The organism is Rhodococcus sp. 05-2254-6, from assembly GCF_002258565.1.
Lineage (GTDB): Bacteria > Actinomycetota > Actinomycetes > Mycobacteriales > Mycobacteriaceae > Rhodococcoides.
Map to the genome: position 1 here is coordinate 1 of NZ_NOZF01000177.1, position 12,418 is coordinate 12,418.

11 protein-coding genes are annotated in these 12,418 nt (G+C 66.1%); 9 read left to right on the forward strand and 2 right to left on the reverse strand.

All coding sequences use genetic code 11. The annotated features are described in order from the left end of the window. Window positions 1–255 precede the first annotated feature (255 nt). The 5 genes from CH256_RS24525 (at window position 256) to CH256_RS24545 (ending at window position 5,455) form a co-directional block, all read left to right on the forward strand. Window positions 256–1,542 (forward strand): lysine N(6)-hydroxylase/L-ornithine N(5)-oxygenase family protein, encoded by a 1,287-nt coding sequence (locus CH256_RS24525; RefSeq protein ID WP_094670973.1) that lies wholly within the window; start codon window positions 256–258, stop codon window positions 1,540–1,542. Window positions 1,543–1,559: 17 nt separating this feature from the next. After that, window positions 1,560–2,612: a FecCD family ABC transporter permease gene (locus CH256_RS24530; protein ID WP_256989535.1), complete on the forward strand. Its 1,053-nt coding sequence runs from the start codon at window positions 1,560–1,562 to the stop codon at window positions 2,610–2,612. After that, window positions 2,609–3,676, forward strand: a complete 1,068-nt coding sequence (locus CH256_RS24535) for a FecCD family ABC transporter permease (protein WP_094670975.1) — start codon at window positions 2,609–2,611, stop codon at window positions 3,674–3,676. The genes CH256_RS24530 and CH256_RS24535 overlap by 4 nt, the downstream gene beginning before the upstream one ends. Further along, window positions 3,673–4,479 (forward strand): ABC transporter ATP-binding protein, encoded by an 807-nt coding sequence (locus CH256_RS24540; protein WP_094670977.1) that lies wholly within the window; start codon window positions 3,673–3,675, stop codon window positions 4,477–4,479. Before CH256_RS24535 ends, CH256_RS24540 begins: the two co-directional genes overlap by 4 nt. 82 nt (window positions 4,480–4,561) lie before the next feature. Continuing rightward, window positions 4,562–5,455, forward strand: a complete 894-nt coding sequence (locus CH256_RS24545) for a siderophore-interacting protein (protein WP_094670979.1) — start codon at window positions 4,562–4,564, stop codon at window positions 5,453–5,455. Here the strand turns inward: CH256_RS24545 and CH256_RS24550 are convergent. Beyond that, entirely contained in the window at window positions 5,452–6,651 is a 1,200-nt protein-coding gene (locus CH256_RS24550; protein WP_094670981.1) for an FAD-dependent monooxygenase, read from the reverse strand. The two genes, CH256_RS24545 and CH256_RS24550, sit on opposite strands and share 4 nt — an antisense overlap. Window positions 6,652–6,768: 117 nt before the next feature. Between CH256_RS24550 and CH256_RS24555 the strand changes: the two genes are divergently transcribed. From CH256_RS24555 to CH256_RS24565, 3 genes are read left to right on the forward strand one after another with little or no spacing between them, the layout of a single operon-like run. Further along, window positions 6,769–7,812 (forward strand): iron ABC transporter substrate-binding protein, encoded by a 1,044-nt coding sequence (locus tag CH256_RS24555; RefSeq protein WP_068055922.1) that lies wholly within the window; start codon window positions 6,769–6,771, stop codon window positions 7,810–7,812. Window positions 7,813–7,816: 4 nt separating this feature from the next. Further along, window positions 7,817–9,385, forward strand: a complete 1,569-nt coding sequence (locus CH256_RS24560; protein ID WP_255183082.1) for an ABC transporter permease — start codon at window positions 7,817–7,819, stop codon at window positions 9,383–9,385. Continuing rightward, window positions 9,382–10,437: an ABC transporter ATP-binding protein gene (locus CH256_RS24565; RefSeq protein WP_094670983.1), complete on the forward strand. Its 1,056-nt coding sequence runs from the start codon at window positions 9,382–9,384 to the stop codon at window positions 10,435–10,437. Before CH256_RS24560 ends, CH256_RS24565 begins: the two co-directional genes overlap by 4 nt. Before the next feature lie 3 nt (window positions 10,438–10,440). On the opposite strand, the gene CH256_RS24570 is transcribed toward CH256_RS24565, so the two are convergent. Next, complete coding sequence (locus CH256_RS24570; RefSeq protein WP_068049860.1) at window positions 10,441–11,853, reverse strand: MDR family MFS transporter; 1,413 nt, start codon at window positions 11,851–11,853, stop codon at window positions 10,441–10,443. A gap of 62 nt (window positions 11,854–11,915) precedes the next feature. Here CH256_RS24570 and CH256_RS24575 point away from each other — a divergent pair. Beyond that, window positions 11,916–12,418 (forward strand): phosphoribosylaminoimidazolesuccinocarboxamide synthase (locus CH256_RS24575; protein ID WP_306438726.1); only part of this gene is annotated, 503 nt, incomplete at its 3' end.

Here is a 12,418-nt window from a genome sequence, read left to right on the forward strand (position 1 = left end):
TTCGATCGCGATGGCCAGGCCCAGATTCGAGGGCCCGAAGCCGACCCCGACGATGTCGTAGGTGCCGTCGGAAAAATCGTTGTGCGAGGTCATCGACGGCTCGCCCCCGCGGTTCCATCGGCGGGGCCGGCGAGGTGCAGATCGGCATGAACGAGGCCTACACGGTGGATCGCTCCACCGAGCTCGGTGCGGTGCATAGAGCGTCTCCTTCTACTTGCGGACGAGATTCGGGGTGACGCCGGCGAGGGTCCGTCGATGACCTCGCACAACGATTTTTCCGACGGCACCTACGACATCGTCGGGGTCGGCTTCGGGCCCTCGAATCTGGGCCTGGCCATCGCGATCGAAGAGCACAATCGAATGTGCTCGCCGGCAGAGCGATTGACGGCCTGCTTCGTCGAATCCAAGGACGAGTTCGCCTGGCACCCCGGCATGCTGTTGCCAGGGACGTCCATGCAGATCTCGTTCCTCAAAGACCTGGCGACCCAACGCAATGCCAGCAGTGAATACAGCTTTCTGGCGTATCTGTCGGAACAGGGTCGGCTCAATCACTTCATCAATCTGCAGACGTTCTTCCCGAGTCGGCTCGAGTTCCACGACTACCTGGCTTGGGCCGCAGGCAAAGTCGACGTGACCGTGCACTACGGCACCCGGGCGCTGGACGTCGTCGACACCGGCGACGGCTACGGCGTCCGCACCGAGGGCCGGCGAACCGGGACCGTGCGAGGACGTAACATCGTGCTCGCCGGAGGACTGACCGCCACCCTGCCCGACGGGGTCACGGCGTCGGCGCGACAGTTCCACAACCACGATCTTCTCGGCGAGCTCGATCGGTTGCCGTCGCGGACGCATCGCACCTTCGTCGTCGTCGGTGCCGGGCAGAGTGCCGCCGAGGTGGTGGACTACCTGCACTCGACGTACAGCGACGCGTCGGTGCACGCGGTGTTGCGCAAGTACGGATACAGCCCGGCCGACGACAGCCCCTACGCCAATCGCATCTTCGATCCGACGGCCGTCGACGACTTCTATTCGTCGTCGCACACACTGCGCGAGCAACTACTGCACTATCACCGCGGAACCAACTACTCCGCCGTCGACCTGCCGTTGATCGAGGAGTTGTACGCACGCGAGTACTCCGAGCGAGTCAGCGGGAAGCGCCGGTTGTTCGTGCACGGAGCATCCCGGTTGATCCGAGCCACCGAGGAGCCGTCGGGCGTTCGTGTGTCCGTCGAGCACGGCCCGACGGGGCTGACCGAGGACATACTGTGCGACGCTGTCGTCTATGCCACAGGCTTCACGTCCCTCGACCTACCCGAGATCCTCGGTCCGCTGTTCGACGACGTCGAATACGACTCCCGTGGGCCTCGCGTGACGCGTGACTACCGACTCGTGACGCGTGAACCGAGTGCGGGTTCGATCTATCTGCAGGGCGGCACCGAGCACACGCATGGTCTGACCTCGTCGTTGCTGTCCAACATCGCTGTTCGCAGCGGTGAGATCGTGAAGTCCGCTGTGGGCGCGAGGGTGCGATCGGTGGTGTGAATCGGGTGAGGACGAGCGTGGGCGACGAGCCGGAACAGCGAGGCGTTCCGGCCGAAGTCGGTGGTCTCGCTCGCACCGATGCCCGTCGGGCCGCGGGGTTGTTCTTCGTCACCGGTGTGTTGGCGGCGCTGTGCCTGGTGAGCATCTCGGTGGGAACCGAGTACATCCCGATCGGCGAGGTGTGGCACGGTCTGTTCTTCGCCGACGGATCCACCGAATCGGTGATCGTTCGTGAACTGCGGCTTCCGCGTACCGTTCTGGGGTTGCTCGTGGGAGTCGCTCTCGGGGTGGCCGGTGCGCTGATTCAGGCTATGACGCGAAATCCGCTGGCCGACCCGGGAATTCTCGGTGTCAACGCCGGGGCGGCGTTCTTCGTTGCGATCGCCGTCGGCGTGCTCGGTGTCACCGGCATCGGGTCCTACATCTGGTTCGCGTTCGCCGGCGCGGTGGTCGCCACGATCGCGGTGTACGCGCTGGGGGCGCTGGGGCGAGCGGGAGCCACTCCGATTCGGTTGACGCTGTCCGGAATTGCGCTCGGAGCTGTACTGGGCGGCATCACCTCGGGCATGCTGCTGCTCGATCCCGATGCGTTCGACAGGATGAGGTTCTGGGGAGCCGGGTCGTTGGCCGGTCGAGGTATGGACATCGCGTCCGAAGTCGCCCCGTTCATCGCGCTCGGAGTGTTCCTGTCCGCCCTGATCGCTCGGCCTCTCAATGCGATCGCGCTCGGCGACGATCTGGCCCAGTCGTTGGGGGCGAACGTGATTCGTACGCGAATCATCGGCGTCGTCGCAGTCACCCTGCTCGCCGGTGCCGCGACGGCCGCGGCCGGGCCCATCGGATTCGTCGGACTGATGATTCCGCACATGGTGCGGTGGTTCGTCGGACCGGACCAACGATGGATTCTGGTCTACACGGTGGTCGCGGCACCGGGTTTGCTGTTGCTCTCGGATGTGGTCGGACGCGTCGTGCTCAGGCCGGGGGAATTGCAGGTCGGCATCGTGACCGCGTTCGTCGGCGCACCGGTGCTGATCCTGCTGGTTCGCCGCAAGAAGGCGAGCGGACTGTGACCCGTGAACAACGCGGCGGCGGCATCGATTTCGGCCGAACGCTGCGGGTCGTGCGAGTGCGGGATCGAGTGGACGGCCGCATCGACATTCGAACGGTCGGCGTCTGCGCGGCCTTGCTGCTCGTGACGGTGGTGGTCTCCGTCGTCGCGGTCGGTACCGGCGACTTCTACATTCCGCCGAACGAGGTGCTCGCCGCGGTGTTCGGCGACGCGCCACGCCTCACCGAGATCGTGGTGATGGAGTGGCGGTTTCCCCGAGTGGCGCTGGCTTTCCTGTTCGGGTCCGCCCTCGGCGTATCGGGTGCGGTCTTTCAATCCTTGACGCGAAATCCGTTGGGCAGCCCGGACATCATCGGATTCGCCACCGGTTCCTACACCGGCGCACTTGTCGTCATCCTTGCTCTCGGTGGTGGCTACTACCGGACCGGAGCGGGCGCGCTCGTCGGCGGACTCGCGACGGCTGCGGTGGTCTACCTGCTCGCGTACCGGCGCGGGGTGCAGGGCTTTCGGCTGATCATCGTCGGGATCGCCGTCAGCGCCGTCCTGGCCTCGGTCAACACCTGGCTCGTGATCAGGGCCGACCTGGACGACGCGATCGCGGCCGCAGTCTGGGGTGCGGGCACCCTCAACGGGCTGGGGTGGTCGCAGGTGGGACCGGTACTGGCAGTGTCGATCGTCATCGCGTCGTGCCTGGCGGTGCTCTCGCGTCGGCTGCCGATGTTGGAGATGGGGGACGATGCGGCCAGGGCGCTCGGTGTGCGCGCCGAGCCGACCCGTCTGATGCTGGTGTTCCTCGGAGTTGCGCTGATCGCGATGGTCACCGCGGCCGCGGGGCCCATCTCGTTCATCGCGCTCGCCGCGCCGCAGTTGGCGCGCCGCCTCACCGGTACCTCGTCAGTGGCGATGGTGCCTGCCGCGTGCATGGGAGCGCTGGTGCTGGTCGTCAGCGACGTTGTTGCACAGCGCGTCTTCGCTCCCACGCAGCTCCCGGTGGGTGTGGTGACCGTATCGGTCGGCGGCGCATACTTCGTGTGGTTGCTGGCGCGGGAAGGAAGGAAGCAGTGACGAAGCCTCGGTTGCACACCGACGACATCACGGTCGGATACGACAAGAGCGTCGTCAGCGAGAACCTGACCGTCGAAATTCCCGACGGCAAGTTCACCGTCATCGTCGGACCGAACGCCTGCGGTAAATCGACTCTGCTGCGGGCACTCTCGCGGCTGCTGAAGCCCTCTCGTGGAACCGTTCTGCTGGACGGGAAGGCGATTTCGTCGTATCCGGCGAAAGAAGTTGCCCGACGCCTCGGCCTGCTTCCGCAGACCTCCATCGCACCCGACGGCATTTCGGTGGCCGATCTGGTTGCGCGGGGCCGCTATCCGCATCAGAAGCTGATCCGACAGTGGTCGACCGAAGACGAGGCCGCGGTGATCGAGGCCATGAACTCGACCGGAGTGACGTCACTGTCCGCTCGTCCGGTGGACGAACTGTCCGGCGGTCAGCAGCAACGCGTCTGGGTGGCAATGGTTCTCGCGCAGCAGACGCCGCTGCTGTTGTTGGACGAGCCGACGACCTTTCTCGACATCGCCCACCAGATCGAGCTTCTCGACCTGTTGGCCACTCTGAACTGCGAGAACGGTCGCACTCTGGTCGCAGTGCTGCACGACCTCAATCACGCCTGCCGGTACGCCGACCACATCATCGCGATGAAGGACGGCGCAGTGGTCACCGAGGGTGCGCCCGCCGACGTCGTCACCGCCGAGCTGGTGGAGGCGGTCTTCGGGCTGCCGTGCCGCATCATCGACGACCCGGAATCGCACACACCGTTGGTGATTCCCAAGGCGGGCGGTCGCAGGCTAGGCAAGGCTTAGTTTAGAATCGAGGAGGAATGGCTGCCGAGTCGGCCTGCGGGTTCTCTCGAGAGCCACGTCGAGATATGTATCGAGGGCGAAGATGAACGAACAACCGCGTGGTTACTACTACGCCGACGTCGTTGCAGTGGAACGACTCACGGTGCACATGGTGCGCGTGACGTTCGGCGGCGAGCACGTTGCCGGCTACCGCACGCTCGGTGTGTCCGACGAATGCGTCGGAGTCTATTTCCCCAGGGCAGGCGAGGCGATCCCGCCGCCGATGACCGAGGTCGACGGGTTCTGGTGGTTCCACGGTCTCGACGACGCTCCCGAAGGGCGCAACTACACCATCCGCCGTCTCGATCCGGAGCGCGGTGAGCTGACCATCGACTTCTTCGCCCACGAGGGCGGTGTCGCATCCACCTGGGCGCAGCAGGCCGTCCCGGGGCAGACGGTGCTGTTCACCCGGCCGCGATCCTGGTATTCACCGCCCGCCGACGTCGAATGGCTGCTGTTGGTCGCGGACATGACCGGGCTGCCCGCACTCGGCCGACTCGTCGAGCAGTTGCCCGCCGAAATGCGTGCGCACGCGATCGTCGAGGTTCTCGAACGCGGCGACATCCAATCCTTCGAGACCAAGGCCGACGTCACGTTCGACTGGCGCATCGGATCCGGAAACGGCGACAGCGCAAGCGTTCTCGACGACGCGGCGTTGGCGTACCCGCTGCCCGACGGACGCGGCTACGTGTGGTTCGCCGGCGAGGCGTCGTCCTCGCGGCGGGTGCGCAAGTACTTCCGCAAGGAATTGGGCTACGACATCGCGTATTTCGACATCATCGGGTACTGGCGCGCCGACTCCGAGAAGTGGCTCGAGAAATACAAGCAGTACCAGGAGGAGGCGCTCGCGGTGTACAACGGCGTCATCGAGTCCGGCCGCTCCGAGCAGGAAGCCAGCGAGGCATTCGATGCGCTGCTCGAGCGGGTGGGGCTCTAACCTGCGTTGTCGAACTCGTAGTCCGGCAGCTCGAGTGTCGCCGCGTCGGGACCGAGGAACTTGCTGCTCACGGCCTGTACCGGCTTCGATCCGGCCAGCCGCAGTGCGGTGCGGAATGCGGCGACTCCCACCGAGGTCTTCGGATGCGCGACGCGAGGCACGCCGGGTGGGAGTTTCTGAGCCTGAGCGACGAACGGACGCATGCGCGTCTCGAAGGCCTCGAACCCCGCTCGATGATCGCTCGCCCGCGCGAGCTCGCCGGCGAGAACGTACGCGCCGGTGACCGACAACGTGGTGCCCATGCCGCTCAACGGCGTTGCGCACCAGGCGGCATCGCCGAGCATGCCGATTCTGCCGTCCGACCAGCGCGGGGCCTTCACCTGCGCCAGATAGTCGACGTACAGCTCCGAATCCGGTCCCAGTGAGTCCAGGATCCGGGGCACTTCCCAACCGACGTCGGCGAACGTCGAACGCAGAGCGGTGATCACGCGTTCGGTGGACGCGCCCTCGTAGCCGCTGTCGTCGGACACCCAGGACAGGCTGAATCGCGTCGTGCCGAGGTTGTCCGGTCGTAGATTGGCCACTCGGGATCCGGGGGCGTTGTACCATCGCCACCAGCCGTCGTCGCTCGGTCCCTTCGGCAGTACGCCGTATGCGGTGTACAAGCCGACCGGGGTGGTCTCGGCCTCGCCGGCGAACACCAGTTCTCTACTGCTGGAACGTATTCCATCGGCGAAGAGAACGAGGTCGAACCTCTCCGCTGTGCCCGTTGCGAAGGTGACATCGACGCCGGCAGCATCCTGAGTCGCCTCGACGACGCGATCGCCGTAGCGATACTCGGTCCGTGGGCCGGCGGACTCGACCAGAATCCGCGCGAACTCGCCGCGCAGAATCTCCAACTCCGCCGTCGGGCCGTCGTGGGATCCGTCGCCGGCCGGGAATGCCGCGATGGTGGCGTCGGCGTCGTCGACGAATCGGGTGCCCTTCTCGGTGGTGCCGTTCGCGAGGAGGGTCGCGTCCAGACCCATGCGTCGCAGCACCTCGCGGCCGGAGCCGCGGACGTCGATGTTCTGGCCGCCCAGTCGCAGGTGCGGCGAGCGTTCGAGGACGGTGACCTCGAAGCCGGCTCGGTCCAGCCAGAACGCCACGGTCGGGCCGGCGATGCTGGCGCCGGTGACGAGTACACGAGAGGTCATGGAGTGGGAGTGCCCGGGCCTGTGGCCGTTCAATCCCGGAGGGAAAGTAGCTGAGCCTCACCTTTGTGGTGTACTTTCATCGAATTGTCCGAATGACCCGTTTTCGTCAGGAGAACCGTGTTCACCGTTCGCCGTCTGGCGCTGCTCTCGTTCAGCGCAACCCTCGCCCTCGGTCTCGTCGCATGCAGCTCGGAAGGCTCCTCCGACGAAGGCACGTCCACCTCCGAGTCCGCCACCGCAGAGTCCTCACTCGTGGTGTACTCCGGCCGCGGTGAAGAGCTCGTCGACCCACTGATCGAGCGCATCGGTGGCAGTATCGAGGTCGACTACTCGGGCAACACCAACGCCCAGGCCGCCAAGATCCTCGAGGAAGGCGACGCCACCCCGGCCGACGTCTTCTACGGTCAGGACGCAGGCGCACTCGGTGCCCTCGACGAGGCCGGTGCTCTCGCGCCGCTGCCCGAGGACATCCTCTCCCTCGTTCCCGAGCAGTACCGCGGTGCCGACGGCACCTGGGTCGCCACCTCGGCGCGAGCCCGCGTGCTGGCCTACAACTCCGATTCGGTGCAGGCCGCAGACCTGCCCACCGGTATCGACGGACTGCTCGACCCGCGCTGGCGCGGACAGATCGGCTACGCACCGACCAACGCGTCGTTCCAGGCCTTCGTCACCGCCCTGCGCGTGCAGCGCGGCGAGGACGGTGCTCGCACCTGGCTCGAAGGATTCGTCGCCAACGAGCCCGTCGCCTTCGAGGGCAACGGCCCGCTGCTGACCGCCGTCAACGACGGACAGGTGGCCACCGGCCTGCTCAACCACTACTACTGGTACCCCTTCAAGGAAGAGAACGGCGACGACGCCCCGGTCGAGCTGCACTACTTCGAGCCCGGTGACCCCGGCGCGCTGATCAACGTCGCCGGTGCCGGTGTGCTGGCCGCCTCGGACAACCAGGAAGCAGCATTCGATTTCGTGCGCGAGTTGCTCTCGACCGAATCGCAGACGTACTTCGCGAACGAGACCGCCGAATACCCCGTCATCGACGGAGTCACCTCGGACTACGACCTGCCGCCACTGTCCGAGCTGGGCTCGACCGATCTCGATCTCGGTCAGCTCTCGTCGCTCGAGGCCACGCAGACCCTCCTCACCGACGTCGGAATCATCTAGTCGGGTGCTCGCGTCTGCACTTCAGCCGCTTCGGCGGCGCCACTTCGGCGGTCGTCCCGTTCTCGGGACGACCGCGTTGTGCGTGGGAGCGCTGACGCTGACACCCCTGGTCTACCTGTTCGTTCGAGCGTTCGACGGCGGAACCGAGAAGGTGCTGCGACTGCTCCTGCGACAGCGCACACTCGACCTCGCCATTCGTACGGCAACACTGACGATCACCGTGCTCCTCGCGTCGGTCGTGGTCGGGACGCTGCTGGCGTGGCTGACCGTCCGTACCGATCTGCCGGGGCGACGCTTCTTCGCCATGGTCCTCGCAGCTCCACTCGCCATCCCGTCCTACGTCTCGGGGTACCTGTGGATCGCCGAATTCCCCTCGTTGGCAGGCTTTTCCGGTGCAGCTCTCGTGCTCACGTTGTCCTGCTTCCCGCTGGTGATGCTGCCGGTGTCCGCGGCGTTCGCCACCGCGGACCCCTCGTTGGCCGAGGTCTCGCGAACCCTCGGTCGAGGCGCAGTGCGCACGGCGCTGACCGTCGAGTGCCGTCGCGTCGTTCCGGCCGCGGCAGCGGGCGCACTGCTGGTCGCGCTGTACACCATCAGTGATTTCGGAGCGGTGGCTCTGATGCGATACGACGCGTTCACGCTCGGCATCTACAGTGCGTACCGCGGGGGACTCGATCGCACCGCGGCCGCTGTTCTCGGGCTGGTCCTCGTGGTGGGTGCGTTGGTGCTCACCCTCCTCGAACGGCGTGCCCGACGCGGTGCCACGGCGAGGGTGGGATCGGGAACCGACCGGATGGCCGAGCCTGTCGTTCTGGGCCGGTGGCGCGTACCCGCTCTGGCCGTAGTCGTTGCTGCCCTCGGTGTTTCGGTGCTGGTACCGATTCTGGCCCTGGCGCGGTGGCTGAGTCGATCGCTGCGCTTCACCGTCGACTGGGTGGACGTGCTGGCCGTCACCGCCAAGACCGTCCAGTACTCCGCGACCGCCGCGGTGGTGGTGGCCGTGCTCGCGTTGCCGGTCGCGCTGTTCGCGGCCCGATCCACGTCGAGGGCCGCTCGCGGTGCCGAGCTGTCCACCTACATCGCGCACGGGCTGCCGGGAATCACCGTCGGACTCGCCACGGTCTTTCTCGGAATCCGGTTCCTGCCGTCGTTCTATCAGACGGCCGTTCTGCTGGTACTGGCCTACGTGGTGCTGTTCCTGCCGTTGGCCGTAGGCAGCACCAGAGCTGTCGTCGACGCCACTCCCGTTGTCCTCGAGGATGTTTCACGAACCCTCGGCGCGGGCCGGCTGCGTACCGATCTTCGCGTGACGATCCCTATCGCCGCGCCCGGCATCGCCGCCGGGGCCGCTCTGGTCTTTCTGACCGTCGCCAAGGAACTGCCTGCGACGTTGATGCTGCGGCCGCGGGGAGTAGACACGCTCGCGACCACGCTGTGGTCCACCACCGAGGCGTTCCGATACGGCGAGGCTGCTCCCTACGCCCTGGCCCTGATCCTGATCTCGGTGGTCCCGACGGTCGTTCTGACACGAGCGTTGGGACGCACGACGCGGAAGCGAGTAGCACTGCCATGAGCATGGTGATTTCCGGTCTCGTCGCCTCGTACGGCAGTACGGCGGTGCTGCACGGTATCGATCTCGACCTCGGTGACGGCGAAATGCTTGCCGTCCTCGGCCCTTCCGGCTGCGGCAAGACGACCCTGTTGCGATCGATCGCGGGACTGCACCGCATCGACGCGGGCCGGATCACCTCCGACGGACGGGACATCTCGGTGGCGGGGCAGATTCAGGTGCCACCGGAGAAGCGGGGCATAGGCCTGATGCCACAGGAAGGTGGACTGTTTCCACACCTGACGGTACGAAGGAACATCGAATTCGGTTTGCGTGCAGGGTTTCTGCGGCCCTACCTGTCCGGTCGCGACGAGCGCGCACGACGCGTCGACGAGATGCTCGAACTCGTCGGACTACCCGATTCCGGTGGGGTGAAGCCCAGCGAACTCTCGGGCGGTCAGCAGCAGCGCATCGCGTTGGCGCGTGCGCTGGCACCGGCTCCGTCGGTGGTGTTGATGGACGAGCCGTTCGCCGCGCTCGACGCGGGGCTGCGTACCTCCATTCGACAGGACGTTCGAGAGTTGTTGCAGTCCAGCAAGACCGCGTCGATCCTCGTCACCCACGACCGGGCCGAGGCACTCGGAACAGCCGATCGGGTGGCCGTGCTGCTGGGTGGTCGCTGCGCCCAGATCGACACACCGCGGGAGGTCTACGAGCGGCCCGCCACACCCGCCGTCGCGCGGTTCGTGGGCGACGCCTACTTCGTCGACGCCGTAGCGCGGGGTGGCCACGTCGACACCGTCCTCGGCCGTCTCGAGTCCACCACCCGAGCAACGGGAAACGGGCAGGCGTTGCTCAGGCCCGAGCAATTGGTGGTCTCGGAACGCAAGGACGGCGCATTTTTCGTCGAACACGAGTTCTTCACCGGCCCCGAATCCTCGGTCACTCTGCGGCACTACGACACCGGGCTGCGGCTTCGGGCCATCGCCCGAACCGCCGACCGATTTGCCCCCGGTACCGCCGTCGAGGTGTCCGTGACGTCTCCGGTGCACTGGTTTCCGCGTCAGGTGAGTTGAGAGCTATCGGGTCGGTTCCTTCGCACGTTTGGGCATGAACAGTGCCGCGACGGCCATCACCGCTGCCGCCGCCAGGACACCCAGAAAGACCGGATGGATGGCGTCGGACAGTTGTTCGGGGCTCGGATCGTCGGAGATGCGTGAGTTGACGATGGCACCGAACACCGCGACCCCGACTGCACTGCCGATGGAGCGGGCGAACATGTTGGTCGAGGTGGCGACGCCGCGCTCGGACCATTCGACGCTCGACTGGGCGGCGATGAGGGTGGGGCTGGCGATCAGGCCCATACCGAGGCCTATGACGAAGCACACCGCACCCACCTGCCACACCTGTGAACCGGCACCGAGGCCGGTGGCGAATGCCGCTCCGACGACCGCGATGGAGGCACCGATCAGTGCTGTGGTGCGGAAACCGAACCGGAGGTACACCCGCCCGGAGAGTGATGCCGCGATGGGCCAGCCGAGCGTGAGGGTCGACAGCGCGAAGCCGGCGACGATCGCGCCGGTGCCGAGCACGCCCTGCACGAACGTCGGAACGTAGGACGTCAGGCCGAGGATCAACGCACCGACGAGCAGCGAGATGAAACTGCTGACCACCAGGACACGACGGGTGAACACCCACAGTGGCAGGATCGGCTCCTCGACCCTGGTCTGAACCACTGCGAAAGCGGCGAGCAAGGAGACTCCGGCGGCGAAGATGGCGATGCTGACGGGGGAGTTCCATGCCCAGGACTGTCCGCCCTCGAGCAGTCCCAGCAGCACCAGGGCTGCGCCCACCGTCAGCAGCACGGCACCGAGGTAGTCGATCTTGGGCCTGGTGCGTTCCACGGCTCCCTCGTCGAACTTGCGCCACAGCATCCCCGCGGCCAGCGCGCACAACGGAATGTTGACGAAGAAGATCCAGCGCCACGACAGGTATTCGGAGAAAATTCCGCCGAGCGCGGGCCCGAGCACCGAGGACATCGCCCATACGCTGGCCAGGTAGCCCTGCACCTTGGCGCGCTCGGCCAGCGTGTAGATATCGCCGGCGATGGTGATGCCCATGGGCTGCACGGCACCCGCGCCGAGACCCTGAACTGCTCGGAAGGCGATCAGGGCGGGCATGCTCCAGGCCAGGCCGCAGAGTATCGAGCCGAGCAGAAACACCGCGATGCCGAACAGCATGATCTTCTTGCGGCCGAACAGGTCGGCCAGTTTTCCGTACAGCGGCACCGATACTGCCTGTGCCAGAAGATAGATGGAGAACAGCCACGGAAACTGCGTGAAGCCGCCCAGGTCGTCGACGATGGACAGCACCGCCGTGGCGATGATGGTCGCGTCCAGGGCTACCAGCGACGTGCTGAGCATCAACGCAATCAGTATCGGCCCGCGTTCGGAGCGGAATCCGACTTCCGATGTCGAGTTGTTCGTTGCCACGGCTACCAGTCTGATGCCTGCCGACCGCCCCGCCGCCACCGGCCCAGATAGTGTTGAACACCGTGCGACCATCACTGAGTAGCTACGAGCATCTGGCCGGCGGCAAGGTCCGCGATCTGTACACGATCGACGACGCGCATCTGTTGCTCGTCGCGAGCGACCGAATCTCGGCCTACGACCACATTCTCGACACCCCGATCCCGGACAAGGGACGCGTGTTGACGGCGATGAGCGTGTTCTTCTTCGAGGAGCTCGGCGGCGTCAACCATCTGGCAGGCGATCCGCTCGACGAACGCATCCCCGCCGAATTGGTCGGCCGCGCCCTGGTGGTGAAGAAGCTGAACATGGTTCCGATCGAATGCGTCGCGCGCGGGTACCTCACCGGTTCCGGGCTGGCGGATTACAACGCGACGGGAAAGGTGTGCGGCGTCGAACTTCCGCCGGGGCTCGTGGAATCCAGCAAGCTCAGCGAGGCGATCTTCACCCCCGCGTCCAAAGCGGAACTGGGCGACCACGACGAGAACATCACCTTCGACCAGGCCGTCGAGCAGGTCGGTGCCGAACT

Coding starts and splice junctions, on each gene's coding strand:
- CH256_RS24525 (WP_094670973.1), top strand. CDS start 256: ATGACCTCGCACAACGATTTTTCCGACGGCACCTACGACATCGTCGGG.
- CH256_RS24545 (WP_094670979.1), top strand. CDS start 4,562: ATGAACGAACAACCGCGTGGTTACTACTACGCCGACGTCGTTGCAGTG.
- CH256_RS24550 (WP_094670981.1), bottom strand. CDS start 6,651: ATGACCTCTCGTGTACTCGTCACCGGCGCCAGCATCGCCGGCCCGACC.
- CH256_RS24565 (WP_094670983.1), top strand. CDS start 9,382: ATGAGCATGGTGATTTCCGGTCTCGTCGCCTCGTACGGCAGTACGGCG.